We start from the raw sequence: 18,805 nt of genomic DNA, 5'->3' as shown, positions 1-18,805 counted from the left end.
TGATACAGGTAAAAAGCAGCGACCATAAAAAGAGCGGCTAAGAAGCCGCTCTAGATGGGTGCAACTGAAACAGATGTATTGAGTTGTTCGTTTAAGGGGTATCACACACTTGCGGGTGTGCTATCCGTTAACTCGCTACGTCGCCTGTACTGCAGGCTATAACAGCAGGTTTAGTCCATCAGGGTCAGTAGAACAGGCGCCGTGCCTCGGCGAATCATGCCAAGCTTAGTAGCTGCTCGTTTAGAGAGATCAATGACACGCCCTTGAACAAAGGGGCCGCGGTCATTGATTAGAACCTCTACTTTCTGACCTGTATCGGGGCGGGTGACCAATACTTTGGTGCCGAACGGTAAGCTCGGGTGAGCAGCCGTTAGCGCCTGCTGATCAAAGCGTTCACCACTGGCAGTGGTCGCGCCTTGAAAACGGTCACTGTAAAAAGAGGCAACGCCTTGCTGTGTTTCTAATTCATTGGCAACAGCGGTTGTAGCAGTACACGCAATAAGTAACGCTGCTAAACAGCTCGTTCGGATAAGTCGCTTATGGGCTCCCATGGGAGTACCTCAGTTTTTTCATATCGAGGGTAATGCATCGATGAGGTGCCGATTAGGCTCTCTGATAGTAGCGTGCCCGTTTGGAGTCAGCAAGCTTTAAGAAGATCGATGCAAATAGCTCCATAATTACGATTTTTTTAATTTTTTGTAGTTGGCCTTGGGATTCAGTCAGTTACTGCCCCCAGGCTAATTTATAATCGAACAATGTTTTTTGTGCGCTGCAGTATTTTAAATGCTCACGTTGTTCATGTAAGCATCATATAATTTAGCCTAGCTATAGCTCGCGTATGACTGTCACCCATAAGGATGCCCCATGGCCAAGTCTTCTCCTCTTTCGCTAATTATTGTTGCCGTTGGCGGTGCTGCTGTTGGTTTTTTAGCGGCGCAAACACTGTCTAGTTCGGAGCCTGATGCTGAAGAGCCTCAGCCACAAAGTGCGCTTGAAAGCTTAACGCTAGGTGAGCGGGTAAATGGGGAGATTACGTCAACCAGCGAGCTAAATGGCAAAGATGGTAGCCGCTTTTTACGCTATGCCATCAATTTGGAAGAGGGGGCGCTGGTTGAGTTTTCCCTACGGGGCGCATTACAAGGTGTGTTTGCACTGTATGACGACCAGCTAGCGTTACTGGGAAGTGGCCCTACGCTGCGCCAGCCTATCAAAGAGGGTGGAGAGTACATAGTGGTGGTTAGCGGCGTCGATGAGCACAGCTATGGCCCCTTTAGCATTAATAGCCGCGCCATTGAGCTGAGTGATTCAGACACCCTCACCATCGAGACACCTATTGATAGTTGGCTTGAGGGGGCTTCTCGCGAGTTAACGCTCACGATAGAAGAAGCTGGCATGTATCAAATTGAGATGCTGGCCGATGACTTTGATGCCTACTTAGAGCTGGAAGGCCCCGGCGGCTATTACCGTGAAGACGACGATAGCGCAGGGAATCTCAATGCGCGAATTGTCGATTTTCTCGCGCCTGGTGACTACCAGGTAACCGCGCGTTCGGCCTACGGTGAAGGCACTGGATTATTTACGTTAACCGCTGAGCCAAAAACGTTACCAGGAGATGGCGAGCTGCGTAACGATGGCACAATTACTTCTAACGAGACTTTGAATGGTTGGTACAGCGGTCAGGCGCTTCACTATGAACTAGACATTGAAGACGCGGGCATGTACCAAATTGAGATGAGCTCAAGCGACGTAGATGCCTATCTTGAGTTAGAAGGCCCTAACGGCTATTTTCGCGAAGATGATGACAGCGCGGGCAACCTAGACGCACGAATTGCGGATTTCTTAGCGCCAGGCGTGTACCGGCTCACTGCGCGCACCGCTTTTGGCAATGACAGCGGTTTATTTTCCCTTTCAGTATTGCCGCGTGATTTACCTAACGGCGTCGAGCTGCGTAATGAAGGCGTGTTAACGCTGGGCGAAACGTTAAATGGCTGGTACAGCGGTGAGCCGCTGACCTATGAACTCACCCTGGAAGAGAGTTCTCAGGTAACGCTGGCCATGCGCTCCAGCGACTTTGATGCCTACCTTGAGCTATACGGTGAAGGCGTCTCTTACAGTGATGATGATGGTGGCAGCGGCACCGACGCACTGCTGGAACAAGCGCTGCTGCCGGGCACCTACACCGTCATTGCTCGTGGCTTTAGCACCCGTGGTAGCGGAATGTTCGAGCTTCAGGTAAGTGCGGAACCCGCAAATATTCAGCCGACGACCTAAGCGTAAACTCAACGTTCAAACGCTCTTTTTTATGCGTTAAGCGTACCGACTTTTTAGGCCATCTTACCCTTGCCATAGGGCGAGATGGCCTGTTAACGACCCGCTTTTAAACAGCCTACCACTACTAACATGGCGGCACAGGGTAGCCGCCAATCCAGCACGCTCACCCCGGCTGCTACTAACAACGCGGCCGCCAGAATTGGTACTCCATAAGCAAGGCTGCCAACGATGCTTGCATGTCCTAGGCGCAGCGCTTTGTCCCAGGCGACCATGGCTATGCCATAAGGACCTAGCCCCAGGGCGATGCCTGCTAGCAGGGCGTCGCCACTCGGCACCTCAATACTTCCTTCCATGAGCAGGCTCGCACTGGTTGCAATCGCGCAAGCAACCAGCAACAAGCGCGGCAGCAGCGGCGTTAAGGCCAGCGGAGCCGTTTGGCCTAACCAAGAGTAAAGAGCCCAACAGCAGGCAGCGAGTAGTGCTAATACATAGCCAGTGGTTGCCCCGCCAAACCCACCACTTAGCGCTTGGGGTAACAATAGTAGGGCAGCGCCAGAAAACGCGATAAGTGCCCCTATAACCCCTGCCATGCGTAGTTTGCCAAAGCGACTCCACTGACTTAACAGCACAAACAATACGGGCCACGTGTAAGTAATGAGGGCGGCTTCTGCGGCAGGTGCCAGGCGCATGCCAATAAAGTAACTGCTGACAGCGCCAAATATAAGCAGCGGAACGCCCAGCCATACGCTGAGCTGCCACCCTTTACTCAACATTGTCACAGGTACCCTGCGGCTAAGCGGAAGTGTGGCGAGGGCACCTGCTAAGAGTGTGAGTGCGGTTAATTGCAGTGGGGAAGACGTGTGGGCAAGCTCTGCCAATAGCGGAGCTACGCTCCAGAGCATCACGGCCACTAACGCCGCGACAATGCTGTACCAAGGTGACGCCACAACGGTTGAGTGAGCGGGATACATGGAGTTCTCCTTGTCTTTTTGAAACTCCCCGCAGCATACTCAGAAGTGATGTATCACAATATCAATCTTTTATGATTGTTTTTATCAATAATGGTGATGTATGCGAGCGCCCACATTAGATCTGACGCTTTTGCGAACGCTGGTGGCAATATCTGATACGGGTAGTGTGACCGCCGCAGCCAAACGGTTAGCGTATACCCAGTCCACCGTGAGTATGCAGCTGCAGCGTTTAGAAACGCAGTTAGCGCTTCGTTTGCATGAGCGAGAAGGGCGGCGCTTACGCTTCACCTCTGAAGGTGAGCGCTTACTGACCCACGCTCGCCGCTTACTAGCCCTTAACGATGAAGCGTGGAGCGACATGCAGGCGCGGCAAGTGACGGGCGATTTAACGCTTGGTATTCCTGAAGATTACGCTTCTCTACTGCCGTCGGTATTTGCTTACTTTCATCAACTCTACCCATCGGTAGGCCTAACGGTAATTTGTGGCACCAGCGCGCACCTGGTTGAGCAGGTAAAGGCCGCTGAGATTGACCTGGCACTGGTAACGCGCCAACGTAATTCGCCGGGTGGAGAGGTGATTCGCCGTGAGCCGCTTGTTTGGGCGGTGGGTATTAACCAGCACCCCCTGCTAAGTGACCCTATCCCGCTTGCCCTCTACTCCCCAGGCGCGGATCTGTTTCGTGACGTGGCAGAACAAGCGCTGCAAGCCGCTGGCCGAACGTGGCGCGTAGCCTATACCAGCCAGTCTATGGCGGGCCTTGCGCCTATCGTCACCGCAGGGCTCGCCGTGGTAGTGGTTACCCGCAGCATGCTGACCCCTTCGCTACGGCCTTTAGATGAAAGCAGCGGTATGCCAGCGTTACCTTTGATTGAGTTAGCCCTGCACCGTGCGCCTCATCGGCCTTCAGAGCCAGCCCGCAGGCTTGGTGAGTTAATTCGTGAACAGTTGGCGACACCCACAGCGCGCCACTGTTTTTCCGAGCGGTAGAAACAGAAATTGGTCGAAAGGGGGTGTTATAAATTCTGCTACTCTATATGACTGAACTACGCTTAATTCTGGTAGTACACGATTAGCTCACGTGATTAGCCGTAGGAGCACTCAATGCACGAGTTGGATCACTATATCTACCCACACAGGGTGCTGCACTGGCTGGTGGCAGGTGTCGTACTGCTCTCCTTGTTGACCGGGTTAACGCTGGGGTTTTTAGGTTATGAGGGAACCGTCAATTTAGTAGGCAATACGTTGACTAATTTTCTCTACACGAGCCATAAAACGCTGGGTGTCGCCCTCTTGCTGTTGATGACGCTACGCATCATTACCCGCTTAGCATTTCTTATTCCAGATCATGACCCACCCCTTAATAGGTTTGAGCGGATTGCCAGCACCAGCGTGCATCACTTGCTTTACTTGGCGTTAATTGTCATGCCGCTGTTAGGCTGGGCCGCTACTGCTAGCGGGGGATTCCCTGTGGAGTTTTTCCACTGGCACTTGCCAGGGCTAATTGGCGAGCATAAGGCGCTTTCAGAAGAGCTGTTTATTTGGCACGAGCGTTTGGGATGGGCCATTGTTGCCTTGCTGGCGCTGCACGTAACGGGGGCGCTATACCATTGGCAAATTAAGCGCGACAACGTGATGAAACGCATGAGCTTGTTTGATTAACCCGACCCTTTAACGTTCGGTTCTCTAAACAACAAGGAGTGTTGTTTTATGTGGCTGCAGCTGGCATTTGCCCTAGGGTTGGCGGCCATTCATCTATTTGCAGGCAAGCTTCAACGTTTGAATGCGCTCCCTCGGAGCGCTTGGCTCTCCTTTGCGGGGGGCGTTTCAGTGGGCTATGTGTTCGTCCACATTTTTCCAGCGCTTAGTGAGGCCCATGAAACTATTGCAGCCCATGGGCCGCTCTTTGTGCTTGAGCATAACGCCTACATCGTTGCTTTAACGGGCTTAGCGGTATTTTACGGCTTGGAGCAGGTAACCAAGCAGTACTCCCGCCGTGATGGCAAACAAAAGCCTGCCACCCTGGGGAAATTACAGGGTGTTTTCTGGATCCACATTGGTTCTTTTTCACTCTATAACGCCCTTATTGGCTATCTATTGGTATATCGCGATAACCAGCTACCAGAAGTGTTGTTCTTCTTTTTAGCCATGGGGTTTCATTTTCTAGTTAACGATCACGGTTTGGTGCAGCATCATCGTCATATTTATATGGCCAAAGGTCGGTGGGTGCTGGCGGCTGCTGTGTTTATGGGCTGGTTAGTAGGACAGGCGTTCCAAGTAACAGACGCGGTTATCAGCCTGGTGTATGCCTTTGTAGCGGGGGGGTTGGTACTCAACGTACTAAAAGAGGAGTTGCCAGAAGATCGTAATAGCCAGTTTTTACCTTTCGCCGTGGGGGCTGCGGGGTGTGCGGCCTTGCTGGTTTTCTCCTAGGCTGTTTTCGTAAAAAGCCAGTGACCGTTACCCCGCAGAGCCGTAGCGGTAGTATGGTTGGCACGACTTTACCGCGTACATGTTGTGGTCGGCTTCACGCATTAAACTTTCCAGCGTTGCATTCGCATCATAACTGGTACTCGTGCCGATACTGACCCCAATGCAGACCAATCTACCATCAGGAAGTTTGATAGGTTGTTGAATGGCCTGTTCGATACGGCAACGCAGTTCATCAATGGCTTTTGGGTCGCACAGCCCTTCAAAAAGAACCACAAACTCATCTCCCCCAAACCGCGCGCAGTGGTCATCATTTCGGGCTAAGTGTGTTAACCGTTTGGCTACTTGTTGCAGTACAAAGTCGCCTGCTTCGTGGCCATGCGCATCATTAATAGGCTTGAAGCGGTCCAGGTCACACATAAACAGGGAAAGCGGGGTATGTTGTTGGCGGCTGCGCTCTAGGGCTTGACTGGCGCAGCGGGCTAAGCCATTGCGGTTGAGCAAACCGGTAAGCATGTCGTGATTGGCTAAGCGTTCTAGTGCATAGGTACGCTCGGCTACTTTGGCTTCTAAAAGTGTTTCTTGATGTTTCAGCATGGCAACGGTTTCTGCTTGGGCTTGCTCTTTTTGCTTTTTAAGCTTGTTAAAACGCGCGGCGAGGGCAAAGGAGAGCAGCAGCATCTCCAGCGCTGAGCCGATTTGTATGCCGTGTAGCGTGATAAAGTTAGCGGGCAGTAGACCAAGGTTGCGCAGGGCAAAAACCGCCGCGCCGAGTAAAAATAGCGACCAAGCGAGTACAAATAAGCGGGCACTGGGCACCCGACACCAACTGCAATAAATACCACACGCAAGTATAAGTAGCGATGCCGTAAACCCGGTGATGTCCATTAAGCGGAGAGCGGGTTGTGTGGGCAATAGCATCACGGCTATCAGCGCTAGCCAACAATAACCCCGGAAAAATGTAATGGCGCGGTGCCAACGAGGGCAGTAGAGGGCAGTGTTGAGAAAGCTTTGGGCAAATAGCGTGCCCATGGTAGAGGCAAAGGTGAATCCGAACGCTACTAAGCGTGCTGTGTTATCGCCTAAAAAACTCCAGAATATCAGCGTGCCAAGGCCGTTAAACGTCAATATTGCCAGCGTGAAGCCAAATGCAAAGAGCGCGTAGTAAAGAAACACTCGTTCTTTTAAACCAAAAAACAGCAGCAGGTTGTAAGTGCTGAGCGCTAACAGCATGCCAAAATAGGTCGCCAGCCAGAAATTATGTCGGTCATTTTGTGCATAAAAAGCTTCGGGCGTCATTAAGGCATAGCTTAAAAACTTACTACCCGATGCGCTGACATGGGTGTAGAGCGTGACTTGTTCGCCTGCCTCTAACGTTAGCGGAAAGACCGCTTGGCGGTGCGCCAAGGCTCGCGTGGATACTGGCAGTGCGCTGCCGCTGTGTTGCGCTTCGCTAAGCTGACCCCGCAGCGTGTACAGCGTCACGTGATCCAGAAAGGGGTATTCAAACCGTACCAGCCACGAGGCCGCCTCGTCGGAGTCGTTATGTAGGTGAGTCCGTAGCCAAATATCGCTTTGAGTATAGCCGAAATTTAAATCGCGTTTAGTTTGGACTTCCTCAAACGCCGGGCCAAGCGCCAATAGCGCTGGCAAGTTAAGCCCTTGGGTATCGTGCCAATAGCTAGTAGCTGCGCCCAAGTCGCAGTGCTCTTGTAGGGGAGGCGACAGACGTAGCGTGTCTGCGTTAGCCACAACGGGATAACACCATACCAATAGTATGAAGAGACCCGCCTGAAGGCGTGTCATCCAACCGAAAGCATGCATAGTGTTCCGCTATTTGGTTTTTTTATTTCCCCGAACAGTGCTGATTAGGTTCCCTTGCCTACGCCGGGGTGCTGTTTTCCATTATCTTGATGTCGTACCAGTGTCTAGTGAGCGATTATAAAAATACAGTTTGTCTCTCAACGGTAATTAATTGTTAAGAGTGAGTGTCTGTCTGGGTAAGAGGGCGATCCGCTGTGTTAAGGGGCGCCCCGCTGCGAACAGTTATCAAAAAATGCCACCGTGGCAGGCCAGTCGGTAAAAATACCGCGTACACCAACGTCATTAATCAGCGCATCAATCGTAATCAGTATATCGCCTTCTTGGCTGATAACATCTTGAGTGGTGTGGTGGTACCACTCGCTACCTTCCGCTAGCGGCCCTGAACGCTCCATTGTCCATGCAATCAGTAGTAATCCGGCATCGCGCGCTTCTTGCGCATAGCGTGAGGGCTGTAGCCGACGGGCATGGTCTTCACTGCTGGGAGCCGCCCCTTCTTCTGCCCGAGAGCCGTTTTCTGTGGGCGTAAAGTTAGGGTTGGGTTCAAGCAGCATCCACGTGGGTGGCGCGAGAATAGCGACCCCTAGTTCAACGAGTTCATCCATGCTGGGCTGCCAGCTAGCGGGGTCGTTGTGATCAAAATGTTCGTCGCTGTAGCGGCCCTCTAAATACACCGCCTGGGCGCCAAAGGTAGGCGCGTTTTCAATCCAGTAGCGCACGTCGTCCAAGTTAAATGACTGGGGGTAGACGTCTTGTGGGTTGATACCTGCGGCTAAATACTCATCAATTAGTTTTTGCGCATAGTCTTTCTGGGTAAAGTTTTGCTGAGTACCCCCCTCTTCGGAGTGGCCGGTATAAGGCATGTCCACCATGGGCGCTTTTAGCTCGGGCATCATTTTTACGCCCAGTTGCTGGAAGAGGGCAATGCTGTCTGCGTGGCTCATTAAGGTGCCCCGGGTGGCGTATAAGTCGGTGCGCCAGGGGGGTGTGCCGGCCAGATAGGCTTCTAGAGTAGTGGCCTCGGTATTTACCCCTTCCATGGTGCCTTGTAACGTGCGGAACTCAGCCAGCGTAATATCGCTGGTACAGCAGCGAATGTCGGCAGCATTGGTAAGTTCACCCGTGGCCTCATCAAACGTGGGGGGAGTGCTGCACTGCTGGGCGAGGGCTGTTTCCACAATATTGGTGGTGTAGTGCAAATCACACTGGGAGTGGCGGCAGACCAGCTCCTCATCGGCAGTAAAGGTGACATCACACTCTAGAATGCCGGCGCCGCCTTGGGCGCCTGCCAGATAAGACTCAAGGGTATGTTCTGGAAACTGAAGCGGGGCCCCCCGGTGCCCAATGGTTAGGGGCGAGCGTTGCCACTGGGTTTGCTCGGCTGCACAGGCCAGCAGCTCGGATTTTAACCGGCGCTCATGGGCATTCCCGGTGCTCATATCATTAACTAGAAAGAGGGGCCTGGGCCCCAAGGTCACTTGCTGAGCCGCGTTAATCAGCGCGTCATCCCACGGGTAAGTAGTGTCCGACGGTTGCCCAAAGGCAACCGTGGCAAAGAGCAAACCGCTCGTTATAAGTAGAGCGGTAGGACAGTAGGATGACGTCATTAACTAAGTTCCCTTGTACGCAAAATACGCACTTAGAGTGTAGACGTCTTTTTCGCATAGCCCCACGCTAATGAGGCGAAAGCGTGAGGCAGTTCAAACTTTTGACTGGCGCGTTTAAACGAAGCTATTGGTATGCGAAGTAGCGCTGCATTACGGCGATGACCACATCAATATCCGCATCGTTTATATCACGGTGGACAACAAGGCGCGTCGCGTAAAGTAGCTCAATGAGAATGCCGTGCTCTTTTAGCCACGTTGCCAGTGGCTGCACATGCTTATCGGGAAAGCGGACAAACACCATGTTAGTGGCCTGAGAGGTTACTTCAACCCCGGGAAGTGCCGAGAGCCCTTCTGCCAAGCGGGCCGCTCGGCGATGGTCGTGAGCAAGATCGCTTACGTGGTGGTCCAGCGCATGCTGGCAAGCCGCAGCAATAATGCCGGATTGGCGCATGCCACCGCCGACCATCTTACGTAATCGGCGTGCCTTATCAATCAGCCTTTGGGAGCCGACCAGTGCAGACCCCATCGGCGTGCCAAGCCCTTTAGAGAAGCACAGCGACACGCTATCAAACGGTTGGCAGAGCTGCTTCAACGAGCGCTCAGTTGCCACGACGGCATTAAATAGCCGGGCGCCATCTAGGTGCGTTGATAAACCATGTTGGCGAGCTAAATCAGTTGCCTGCTGTATATAGGCAGCGGGCAACACCTTGCCGCCGATGGTGTTTTCCAATGCCAATAACCGAGTGCGTGCAAAGTGGAAGTCATCTGCCTTTACTGCAGCGGAAATTTTTTCCAGGGGAAGGCTGCCATCTTCGTCGTTCTCAATCGGCTGTGGCTGAATGCTGCCTAACACCGCTGCTCCACCGCCTTCATACCGGTAGGTGTGGGCAGATTGCCCAACAATATACTCATCGCCCCGTTCGCAGTGAGCCATCAGCGCGACCAAATTGCTTTGGGTGCCGCTGGGAAACAGCAGTGCCGCCTCTTTACCTGCCTGCTGGGCAAGTGCCGCTTGAAAGGCATTGACGGTCGGGTCGTCACCCCATACATCATCTCCCAACGGGGCGGTCATCATGGCATCCAGCATGGCGGCCGTAGGGCGGGTCACCGTATCGCTACGCAAATCGATCATCTACATTTCCTCGCCTGAACGCTTCGTTAACAGAGCAATGTGGCCGTAACCAACTATTGTTAACAGCATACTGTAGGACAACTCCGCACAGGTGATGAGATGGATCTTAAAAGTGGCTACCCGTTTTGGGCGGTAAAAAATGGGTTATTGACGGCGTTTCCACAATTAATCAGAGACCATGAATGCGAAGTGGTCATCATAGGAGGGGGGATAACCGGGGCGTTAATCGCTAATGAGCTAAGCCGCCATGGCCATCACGTGGTGGTGGTAGAGCGGCGTGAAGTAGGGTGGGGCAGTTCTGCGGCCAGCACTGCGTTGCTGCAGTACGAAATCGACACCCACATGGTGGATTTGGCTGAGCAGTATGGGGAGGCGAACGCAGTAATGGCCTACCATGCCTGCGCCGACGCTATTCTGACGCTGGAAGGCTTAGCGGCAGAGTTGGGTAATGTGGCCTTTGAGCGCCATCAAAGCCTCTATTATGCGAGCAATGAGGAGGACGTAGCCGCCCTGAAAGCGGAGCTGGTGTTACGCCAACAGCATGGGTTTGATGTTACGTGGCTTGAACGTCATGAGGTGCTGTCGACATATGGCTTCGAAGCTCCCGGCGCCATTTTGTCCGAACTTGGTGCGAGCATAGACCCTTATCGAATGGCCTATCAGCTGTTTGAAAAGGTGGTGGCTCGGGGTGGCGAGGTGTATGACCGTACCCAAGTTGAGCGAATAGAACCCAGTGCGCAGGGAGTTGAAATAATCCTCACTAACGGTGCCTCGCTACGCTGCCAGCAGGTCGTCATCGCCGCTGGGTACGAGTCGCAAAACTGGTTGCCAGAATCGGTGGCGGCTAATCGCAGCAGCTACGCATTCGTTACGGATCCATTACCCTATGAGGCGCTTGGCATACTTCGCCATACGCTGGTATGGGAGTCGGCAAGACCTTATTTATATATGCGTTCTACCCAGGATGGACGCCTGCTGGTAGGGGGCGATGACGACGAAGAAGATATTCCTGAACGCCGTGATGCGCGGGTGATAGAAAAAGCCCAAGGCTTAGCCGCAAAGATCGAAACGCTATGGCCAGCGCTGGATATCAACCCTACCTTTTGTTGGGCAGGTACGTTTGCGGAAACGAGTGATGGCCTGCCTTACTTTGGCCCCCATGCATCGCTTGGGCCAAGGGTGCATTTTGCACTCGCGTATGGCGGCAATGGCATTACCTATAGCGTAGTGGGGGCCAAGCTGTTGCGCGCGTTGATTGAAGGTAACGATCACCCACTGGCAGAACTTTATTCTTTTCAACGGCTAAAGCGTCAGCAGTGAACCTATCGCGCCATTAAGCGCCCAATAGCCGAGGTTTCAACATCGTTAATACGAGTAGTCAGCAATGAGTCATAAACTTTATTTACGTGCTCTGGAGCGTAACGACCTGCGTTTCGTGCATGAGCTGAATAATAACCAAAGTATTATGTCGTACTGGTTTGAAGAGCCTTACGAATCATTTGATGAGCTGGAAGAACTTTACAACAAGCATATCCACGACAACGCGGAGCGCCGTTTTGTAGCAGAAGACAGCAGCGGCCATGCGATTGGCTTGGTAGAGCTGATTGAAATTGACTATATCCATCGTGGCGCCGAGTTTCAGATCATCATTACCCCGGATCACCAGGGTAAAGGGTTTGCCCGCTCGCTTATCCGCCAAGCGCTGCACTACTCCTTTACCATCTTGAACTTACATAAGGTGTATCTCATTGTTGCGGTGGATAACATCAAAGCCATCCACCTCTACGAAGAGAGTGGGTTTATTGAAGAAGGGCACTTAGTTAAGGAGTTTTTCATCAACGGCAAGTATCGCGATGTAAAGCGAATGTATATCTTGCAAGATACTTACTTGGCTGAGCTTAATCCAGGGGAGGAGAGTCGTGGACGCTAGGAAAAATACGGCAAACTTTCAAACCTAACTAGGTAATAACTGGATAATAACCAGGTAATAAGTAGGTAACTCTGAGAGGGCTACTGCATCGGCTCGCTAGTGAGCTGATGCAGTTTGAACACTTACTGATGTGTGAGCTTATTGCTTACGCATATAAGCAGCAACAGCATCAAAGGCGGCGCGTTGTTGCTGAGCGCTTTGCGCCCAAACTTCCATGACATCTACTTCCAACGCCTGACTTTGGGTAACTGAGTGTTGCATGGCGAGCACTCCTAGTGCAGAGGTTAAGGGGATTTTTTTAGTTATACACGGCTTACGTTGTGCTATGCAGCAAGTTAGCTGTAATGTCAGATATTAGGCGCTTTTCAGCCCCATGGGTAGTCCAAAAGATGTAAGCAATTTGCTATGAAGCGTAAGCTTTAGCTTACAAATAGGCGTAAAAATCTCATACGTCATTGAATGGAAAAGATTTTCATAACATAAAGAAGCCGACGAGTAACGTCGGCTTGGGTAGTTATCTTTTCGTCTAAAGGGGTGTAAAAGCGGTGAATACGACTAGTTTTAGCCAAAATAGGTGGCTAACGCCTCATTAGCGGCTTGCTGCCATCTGGCTTGTAAGCCCCAAAAAGAGAGCACTTCATCGTCTCGCGCATAGGTTGCTAATGTAATCATCATTGGTGGTCCTCCTGTAGGGACACCCCTGCAGTATAGCCCCTTTTTGCTGCATTGCAGCATTTGATTTCTTTGTTGCTATCACAGGGCAGCAAAGAAGTCGATCAGCAGCTAGGCTGTAGTGCTGTTATTAATATTGTTTTTGACATTACTACTGCAAATATCCGTTGCGAAAGGAGTCGTCAATGAGCGCAAATGTTGCTGAAATCATGGTCGATACACTGCAAAAGGCAGGGGCTAAACGCTGTTACGGCATCGTGGGCGATACGCTTAACCACTTCACTGATGCGTTACAAAAAAGTGATATAGCTTGGGTAGGGGTTCGCCATGAAGAAGTCGGCGGCTTTGCCGCCGGCGGCGAAGCCTATATGACACAAGAGCTTGCGCTGTGCGCTGGTTCTTGTGGCCCGGGTAGTCTGCACTTCGTTAATGGGTTATTTGATGCGCATCGAAACGGCTCGCCAGTCGTGCTGATTGCTAGCCAAATATCGCTAGGGGAAGTGGGTAGCCAGTTTCCCCAGGAAGTTGACCAAGCGCCTATTTTTAAGCAGTACAGCGTGTTTTGCGAAACCATCGTTTCGCCAGAGCAGGCGCGTCGAATGACGGCGCATGCAGCTCAAGCTGCGCTTGCCAAGCGCGGCGTGGCGGTGCTCATAGTGCCAGGCGATGTGATGACGCAAACCCCTGAAAACCAGCTTGATTACCGCACCCATCAATTTAGCTACTCGTTGCGACCAAGTGCAGAGGCTTTGGTGCCAGCGGTCACCCAGCTTAATAAAGGCGGTAATATTACGATTTTTGCGGGATCAGGCTGTGAAGATGCCCGAGAGCAGGTAATCGCGCTTGCAGAAAAGCTACAGGCCCCCATCGCCTGGACATCCCGAGCAAAAGACTTCATGGAATACGATAACCCTTACCAAGTCGGTATGACGGGAGTTTATGGCCTGGAGGGTGGTTATCACGCGGTGGCAGAGTGCGACACGTTGCTTATGCTGGGCTGCAACTTTGCGTTTACCCAGTTCTACCCCGAACGCGCCTCTATTATTCAGATAGACCATGACCCCACTCAAATTGGCAAGCGCTACCCCGTTGATGTGGGCATCGTCGGCAGCATCCGTGATACCTGTGAAGCACTTTCCCAGGTAGTGGAAGCCAATGACCGGACGCGCTGGCTAGAGAAATGCCAAAAGCGTTATGCCAAGTCACTGGAGAAGTCGGCGAATAAGAGCCAGGACGCCGATGTGATTCATCCCCAGGAACTCACCTTGGCAATTGATCGCCATGCCGCTGACAACGCTTTTTTCACCGCTGATACTGGCAGCGTCAATGTGTGGATGTTGCGCCACATTCGGTCGGCCGAACAGCGGCGGACGTTATCTAGTTTGCAACACGGCACCATGGCCAACGCCTACCCGCAAGCGCTAGGGGTTCAGTTAGCGCACCCCGGACGCCAGGTAATTGCTATGTGTGGGGATGGAGGTTTATCGATGCTAATGGGGGATCTGCTTACCTTAGTACAGCAGCAAATCCCGCTTAAAATCGTGGTCTATAACAACAGCTCGCTGAGCTTTGTAGAGCTAGAGCAGAAGGTCGAAGGGTTGCTGGATGTTTACACGGAGCTAGAAAACCCTGATTTCGGTGAAGTAGCGCGTGCAATGGGTCTATGGGGGCAACGGGTAGAGCAGGAGAGTGAACTAGATGCGGCCATTCGCCAGTGGTTGGCACATCCAGGCCCTGCATTATTAGATGTGGTCGTTAACCCCATGGAACTCGTCATGCCGCCAAAGGTGGAAGCTGGACAAGTCGCCTCCACAGCGCTTTACTCCGCGAAAGCGGTGCTCAGCGGGCGGATGGATGAAGTGGTGCATTTAGTAAAGAGTAACTTCTTAAAACGCTAGAGAATCAGCACCGTACCTAGCATGGTATGTTGACTGCTGATCACTAATAACAACTGACTAGCTTAAGAGCCATGCCATGACGATAACCTTCCACGACCGCTGGATAGCCTCCCCCGGCGGTCGCTTATTTACTCGCACTTGGGAGCCGCAGCAGGCGTGTTGCGACACCCCCATTGTACTTTTTCATGACTCGCTGGGTTGCGTTGAGCTGTGGCGTAGCTTTCCCGCAGCGCTTTGCGCTGCTACCCAGCAGCGCGTGATTGCCTACGACCGGCTAGGCTATGGCCGCTCTGAGCCATGTACGGCTCACCCTTTACACACGTTTATTGAGGATGAACCGACGACAAGCTTTGCGGCACTTTACGCTGCGTTTCAGCTTGAGCAATTTATCGCCCTTGGTCATAGCGTTGGCGGCGGCATGGCGGTGCACTGTGCCGGGCATTACGCTGAGCAGTGTACGGGGCTCATTACCATTGCGGCCCAGTCCATCAACGAGCGCCGCACCCGGCAGGGTATACAAGACGCCCAGGTCGCATTTGAAGCGCCAGAGCAGTTTGCCAAGCTCGAAAAATACCATGGCGATAAAGCCCGCTGGGTGCTGCATGCCTGGACGGATATTTGGCTGCACCCAGCATTTGAAAGCTGGTCACTGAGGCCTGCATTGGAACAGGTCGACTGCCCCACGCTGGTTCTCCATGGTGAAAAAGATGAGTACGGCTCCCACCGGCAGCCCGAGCAAATAGCGCGCTATGTGCATGGCCCCGCACACTGCGAGATTCTGCCTGGTATTCATCATGTGCCTCACCGTGAAGCGGAGGCCCTCGTCGTTCATCTTGCCAGCCAGTTTATCAGCCGCGTGAAGTCATAAAGATAAGTGAGAATTTATATGCGCTTACGAATTTTGTCTGATCTTCATTTGGAGTTTTTTGATGGCCATCGTGAGCTGCCCGAGATAGAGGCGGACATCATCATTCTGGCCGGAGATATTCACCGGAAAACGGAAGGGCTGGCCTGGGCAAGGCAGCAGTTTCCGACGCTACCTATTTTATACGTGCCGGGAAATCATGAGTTTTACGGCACCTGCATGCCCCAGCTGCGTGAAGAGTTAGCCCTTGAAGCTGCGCGCTATCAGATTGAATTACTGGATAACCGAGCCGTCACCCTGGGCGGGGTACGTTTTTATGGCACCACGCTTTGGACCGATTTTGCGCTATATGCGGACGACCCAACGCGTAACCCGCAAGATACCGAAGCAAAAGCACTGCGTTACATGCCCGACTTTCGCATTGTCACCACGGCTCCTGGGCAGCCCTTTACGCCCCAGGCCAGTCGGGAACTACACCTGGAGGCGCTCAACTGGTTAAGCCATGAACTCGCGAAACCTTTTGATGGCCCCAAAGTAGTCATTAGCCACCACGCACCGTTACATAGCTGCATTCCTGACCAGTATCTTGGCGATGCGCTTTCTCCCGCCTTTGCTTCGCACTTGCCGCAATTGATGGGGAAAATGGATCTATGGGTACATGGTCATGTCCATGAGCCGGTCGACCGTCTGCATAACGGTACCCGTGTGATTGCTAATCCAGGCGGCTATCCCTATGAGTTCACCCCGGCGCTGTTTCGAGATGACTGGGTTGTCGAGATAGAATGTTAGCCTGCTATCATTGATTGCGGGGTGTAAGCAACTTTTCTAGGCTGAAAAAAGAAATGCACAGACGTTAATCGATCTTCACAAGGAGCACCGTATGACCTCTCAAGGACGATATCTATTCCGTAAAACACGTTCTGCTTCGTCGGTAGCAGTTGTCTCTTCGGTGTTAGTAAGCGCACTGCTAGTGGGTGCAAGTGCTGCCAGTGCCGATGTGAGTATTAAAGATGAAAGTGTTGCGAGTAGCATAGAGAGCGAAGAAGTTAACTTCAGTGTTACTCAAGTCGTCGGTGGGCTAGAGCATCCCTGGGCCGTCGCTTGGCTGCCTGACGGACGTATGCTCGTGACAGAGCGCCCTGGGCGATTGCAGCTGATCGATGACGGTGAGGTGATTGAACTTGGTAATTTACCCAAAACGGATATTGACGAAGATGATGAGTCGGCGACCGAAGGTGGTAATCAAGGCGGCTTGCTAGACGTAGTCGTACACCCTGATTATGACGATAACGGCTGGATTTACTTTACCTTTTCAAGCCCCGGTGACCCACGTGCTTTCAGTACCTATGAGCCTGATTACGGCACCGGCTTAGCCGTTGGCCGTGCCCGTATTGATGCAGATAATGCAGAGCTGACGGACGTAGAAACACTCTATACCCAGGTGCCCCGTACCTACCCTGGCGCCCATTACGGGTCGCGTATTGTATTTCCCGGTAATGGCGAGATTATTTTCTCTATTGGCGATCGTAACGTGCAGAACTTGCCCCAGGATTTAACCAACCCGGGTGGTAAGATGATTCGTCTACTTGAAGATGGCGGCGCGCATCCGGATAACCCCTTTGTTGAGATGGCGCCTGGCAATCTGCGTCCGGAAATTTACTCGTTTGGACATCGCAATAATCAGGGCTTAACGATTCACCCTGAAACCGGTGATGTGTGGGCCGTTGATCACGGGCCGAACGGTGGTGACCTGCTCTATAAAGTGGAGCAAGGCGCCAACTACGGCTGGCCGATGGTTGCCCATGGTACCGAGTACACCACTGATGCGCACATTGGTCTTGGAACTGAAGCCCCGGGGGTTAGGCCACCCAACTATGTGTGGGAAGAGTCCATGGCACCTTCAGGTATGGCCTTTTACACCACCGGCGATGTTAGCGAATGGCGCAACAACCTGTTTGTGGGTTCGCTGCGTCGTGAACAGCTGCATCGTTTAGTGCTGGATGATAACGGTGACGTCACCCATGAAGAGGTACTCTTAGCAGATACCTTGGGACGTATTCGTGATGTGCGACAAGGGCCAGATGGCATGCTTTATGTGGTGACCGATGACGAAGATGGCGGCGTCTATCGTTTGGAACCAGAGTCTTAAGGCTTATTTGCCGTCAGGATAAAATGTTTGAAGATAGGCACCTTCGGGTGCCTATTTGCGTATGGAGTAGCGTTAAGAACGTTTATGCTTTCTTAACCAGCAGCCCACAGGAGGGCGCTGCCCATCGGGTATCGGCGGTAAACACCACGTCACATACTACCGGCGAATGTTCGCGGCGCACCTCTTCATCAATGCGCTGACGCAGCCTGTCTTGGTTAGCCAGTGATGCTTCTGAGAGGTCTTTGGATAAGACTACATGCACAATCACATAGAGAAGCCGGCCTGGGCGAACCATGCGTACTCGTACTTCATGGGTGTCTATGTCGGCTAGCGCACGGGCGACTGCTTGGCGTATGGGTACCGCAATCGCCTCTTCAGGTGCCTTGTTAAGCAACTCCCGCAGCGCTTGGGATGCCATGCGTACCGGCACACCTAGGCAGAGTACCACCACCGCAATCACAAGCACTGAGTCCACATAGGGCAGAATAACCTGCCACCCTATGCGCTCAAACAGCATGACGAGGCAGAATGCTGCAAGCACAGCGGCAGAGATAATACTGTTAACTATCCAGTTGAGTTTGTCAGCGCTGACCAGCGGGCTTCGAACATGGCGCTGACTGCGGTGCATTACCCATGCGGTAAGCGAGCAAGCCGTGGTAGCGAATAGCGCGTAGACGACGGCGACCCCCGGTGAAATTGCCCGCCCACCAGTCAGCAGAGCAGCTACTGCATCGACCAACGCAAAAATAGATACGCCTAAAATTAACAGCCCTTTGCAAAGGTTAACTAATGACTCAAAGTAGCTGTAACCAAACGGGTAAGCGTCACTGTCCGGAAGGTTAGCTAACTTGCTTACCTTGATGGTCACTAGTGCGACGCTGAAATAGATAAGGTTAAACAGCCCATCCAGCAGGATCGCTTGGGAGTTGGAAAGTAGCGTTCCCGCAATGCCAGCGCTACCAATCAATAGCGCCATAAATGCGGAGAAGGCTAAAGTGTTCGATTCAGTCTTCATGAACGTTATGGCTCCAGTGCCTGCTTGACTAAGAGGCTGGCAAGCA

At 52.5% G+C, this 18,805-nt stretch carries 17 protein-coding genes; 10 read left to right on the top strand and 7 right to left on the bottom strand.

All coding sequences use genetic code 11. From position 1 onward, the window contains the following. Positions 1-170: 170 nt before the first annotated feature. The gene (locus P8S54_RS07220; RefSeq protein WP_281443847.1) at positions 171-551 is read right to left on the bottom strand and encodes a septal ring lytic transglycosylase RlpA family protein; all 381 of its coding nucleotides are present in this window, start codon (positions 549-551) and stop codon (positions 171-173) included. Between the two features lie 313 nt (positions 552-864). On the opposite strand from P8S54_RS07220, the gene P8S54_RS07215 reads away from it, so the two are divergent. Next, entirely contained in the window at positions 865-2,271 is a 1,407-nt protein-coding gene (locus P8S54_RS07215; RefSeq protein WP_281443846.1) for a hypothetical protein, read from the top strand. Between the two features lie 92 nt (positions 2,272-2,363). Here P8S54_RS07215 and P8S54_RS07210 read toward each other — a convergent pair whose 3' ends face one another. Next, positions 2,364-3,242: a DMT family transporter gene (locus P8S54_RS07210; protein WP_281443845.1), complete on the bottom strand. Its 879-nt coding sequence runs from the start codon at positions 3,240-3,242 to the stop codon at positions 2,364-2,366. Between the two features lie 100 nt (positions 3,243-3,342). Between P8S54_RS07210 and P8S54_RS07205 the strand changes: the two genes are divergently transcribed. The 3 genes from P8S54_RS07205 (at position 3,343) to P8S54_RS07195 (ending at position 5,673) form a co-directional block, all read left to right on the top strand. Beyond that, entirely contained in the window at positions 3,343-4,230 is an 888-nt protein-coding gene (locus tag P8S54_RS07205; protein WP_009095720.1) for a LysR substrate-binding domain-containing protein, read from the top strand. A gap of 114 nt (positions 4,231-4,344) precedes the next feature. Further along, positions 4,345-4,902 carry a cytochrome b/b6 domain-containing protein gene (locus tag P8S54_RS07200; RefSeq protein WP_281443844.1) on the top strand — a complete coding sequence of 186 codons (558 nt, stop codon included), beginning with the start codon at positions 4,345-4,347 and terminating at the stop codon, positions 4,900-4,902. Positions 4,903-4,950: 48 nt separating this feature from the next. Then, a complete protein-coding gene (locus tag P8S54_RS07195) occupies positions 4,951-5,673 on the top strand; it encodes a hypothetical protein (protein ID WP_281443843.1) in 723 nt (240 codons plus the stop codon). Positions 5,674-5,700: 27 nt separating this feature from the next. Here the strand turns inward: P8S54_RS07195 and P8S54_RS07190 are convergent, their stop codons facing one another. From P8S54_RS07190 to ltaE, 3 genes are all read right to left on the bottom strand, one after another. Next, a complete protein-coding gene (locus P8S54_RS07190) occupies positions 5,701-7,422 on the bottom strand; it encodes a diguanylate cyclase (protein WP_281443842.1) in 1,722 nt (573 codons plus the stop codon). A 269-nt stretch (positions 7,423-7,691) separates the two neighbouring features. Beyond that, on the bottom strand, positions 7,692-9,098 hold the full coding sequence (locus P8S54_RS07185; protein WP_281443841.1) for a glycerophosphodiester phosphodiesterase family protein: 1,407 nt from the start codon (positions 9,096-9,098) through the stop codon (positions 7,692-7,694). A 124-nt stretch (positions 9,099-9,222) separates the two neighbouring features. Further along, entirely contained in the window at positions 9,223-10,230 is a 1,008-nt protein-coding gene (gene ltaE, locus P8S54_RS07180) for a low-specificity L-threonine aldolase (RefSeq protein ID WP_281443840.1), read from the bottom strand. A gap of 99 nt (positions 10,231-10,329) precedes the next feature. Between ltaE and P8S54_RS07175 the strand changes: the two genes are divergently transcribed. Both P8S54_RS07175 and speG read left to right on the top strand, forming a co-directional pair. Further along, a complete protein-coding gene (locus tag P8S54_RS07175) occupies positions 10,330-11,550 on the top strand; it encodes an FAD-dependent oxidoreductase (RefSeq protein ID WP_281443839.1) in 1,221 nt (406 codons plus the stop codon). Between the two features lie 64 nt (positions 11,551-11,614). Next, entirely contained in the window at positions 11,615-12,160 is a 546-nt protein-coding gene (gene speG / locus P8S54_RS07170) for a spermidine N1-acetyltransferase (protein ID WP_281443838.1), read from the top strand. 138 nt (positions 12,161-12,298) lie between these two features. Here speG and P8S54_RS07165 read toward each other — a convergent pair whose 3' ends face one another. Next, positions 12,299-12,421, bottom strand: a complete 123-nt coding sequence (locus P8S54_RS07165; protein WP_257790899.1) for a hypothetical protein — start codon at positions 12,419-12,421, stop codon at positions 12,299-12,301. A 596-nt stretch (positions 12,422-13,017) separates the two neighbouring features. Here P8S54_RS07165 and P8S54_RS07160 point away from each other — a divergent pair. From P8S54_RS07160 to P8S54_RS07145, 4 genes are all read left to right on the top strand, one after another. Then, entirely contained in the window at positions 13,018-14,730 is a 1,713-nt protein-coding gene (locus P8S54_RS07160) for a thiamine pyrophosphate-dependent enzyme (RefSeq protein ID WP_281443837.1), read from the top strand. Between the two features lie 76 nt (positions 14,731-14,806). Further along, positions 14,807-15,598, top strand: a complete 792-nt coding sequence (locus P8S54_RS07155) for an alpha/beta hydrolase (RefSeq protein WP_281443836.1) — start codon at positions 14,807-14,809, stop codon at positions 15,596-15,598. An 18-nt stretch (positions 15,599-15,616) separates the two neighbouring features. Continuing rightward, positions 15,617-16,384, top strand: coding sequence for a metallophosphoesterase (locus P8S54_RS07150; RefSeq protein ID WP_281443835.1), 768 nt, complete (start codon positions 15,617-15,619; stop codon positions 16,382-16,384). A 91-nt stretch (positions 16,385-16,475) separates the two neighbouring features. Further along, entirely contained in the window at positions 16,476-17,744 is a 1,269-nt protein-coding gene (locus tag P8S54_RS07145) for a PQQ-dependent sugar dehydrogenase (protein WP_281443834.1), read from the top strand. An 82-nt stretch (positions 17,745-17,826) separates the two neighbouring features. Here P8S54_RS07145 and P8S54_RS07140 read toward each other — a convergent pair whose 3' ends face one another. Continuing rightward, complete coding sequence (locus P8S54_RS07140; RefSeq protein WP_281443833.1) at positions 17,827-18,759, bottom strand: cation diffusion facilitator family transporter; 933 nt, start codon at positions 18,757-18,759, stop codon at positions 17,827-17,829. Positions 18,760-18,805: the final 46 nt, after the last annotated feature.

The sequence above is a fragment of the Halomonas sp. M1 genome, assembly GCF_029581375.1.
In the GTDB taxonomy this organism is placed as follows: Bacteria; Pseudomonadota; Gammaproteobacteria; order Pseudomonadales; family Halomonadaceae; genus Vreelandella.
The sequence above is the reverse complement of the archived record's forward strand: the minus strand, read 5'-3'. Positions and strand labels throughout refer to the sequence as shown.

Excerpts from the sequence above, each read along its gene's own strand:
- P8S54_RS07205 (WP_009095720.1), top strand. The coding sequence starts at position 3,343 with ATGCGAGCGCCCACATTAGATCTGACGCTTTTGCGAACGCTGGTGGCA.
- speG (WP_281443838.1), top strand. The coding sequence starts at position 11,615 with ATGAGTCATAAACTTTATTTACGTGCTCTGGAGCGTAACGACCTGCGT.
- P8S54_RS07155 (WP_281443836.1), top strand. The coding sequence starts at position 14,807 with ATGACGATAACCTTCCACGACCGCTGGATAGCCTCCCCCGGCGGTCGC.
- P8S54_RS07150 (WP_281443835.1), top strand. The coding sequence starts at position 15,617 with ATGCGCTTACGAATTTTGTCTGATCTTCATTTGGAGTTTTTTGATGGC.
- P8S54_RS07160 (WP_281443837.1), top strand. The coding sequence starts at position 13,018 with ATGAGCGCAAATGTTGCTGAAATCATGGTCGATACACTGCAAAAGGCA.
- P8S54_RS07140 (WP_281443833.1), bottom strand. The coding sequence starts at position 18,759 with ATGAAGACTGAATCGAACACTTTAGCCTTCTCCGCATTTATGGCGCTA.
- P8S54_RS07220 (WP_281443847.1), bottom strand. The coding sequence starts at position 551 with ATGGGAGCCCATAAGCGACTTATCCGAACGAGCTGTTTAGCAGCGTTA.
- P8S54_RS07145 (WP_281443834.1), top strand. The coding sequence starts at position 16,476 with ATGACCTCTCAAGGACGATATCTATTCCGTAAAACACGTTCTGCTTCG.
- P8S54_RS07195 (WP_281443843.1), top strand. The coding sequence starts at position 4,951 with ATGTGGCTGCAGCTGGCATTTGCCCTAGGGTTGGCGGCCATTCATCTA.
- P8S54_RS07185 (WP_281443841.1), bottom strand. The coding sequence starts at position 9,098 with ATGACGTCATCCTACTGTCCTACCGCTCTACTTATAACGAGCGGTTTG.
- P8S54_RS07165 (WP_257790899.1), bottom strand. The coding sequence starts at position 12,421 with ATGCAACACTCAGTTACCCAAAGTCAGGCGTTGGAAGTAGATGTCATG.
- P8S54_RS07215 (WP_281443846.1), top strand. The coding sequence starts at position 865 with ATGGCCAAGTCTTCTCCTCTTTCGCTAATTATTGTTGCCGTTGGCGGT.
- P8S54_RS07175 (WP_281443839.1), top strand. The coding sequence starts at position 10,330 with ATGGATCTTAAAAGTGGCTACCCGTTTTGGGCGGTAAAAAATGGGTTA.
- ltaE (WP_281443840.1), bottom strand. The coding sequence starts at position 10,230 with ATGATCGATTTGCGTAGCGATACGGTGACCCGCCCTACGGCCGCCATG.
- P8S54_RS07210 (WP_281443845.1), bottom strand. The coding sequence starts at position 3,242 with ATGTATCCCGCTCACTCAACCGTTGTGGCGTCACCTTGGTACAGCATT.
- P8S54_RS07200 (WP_281443844.1), top strand. The coding sequence starts at position 4,345 with ATGCACGAGTTGGATCACTATATCTACCCACACAGGGTGCTGCACTGG.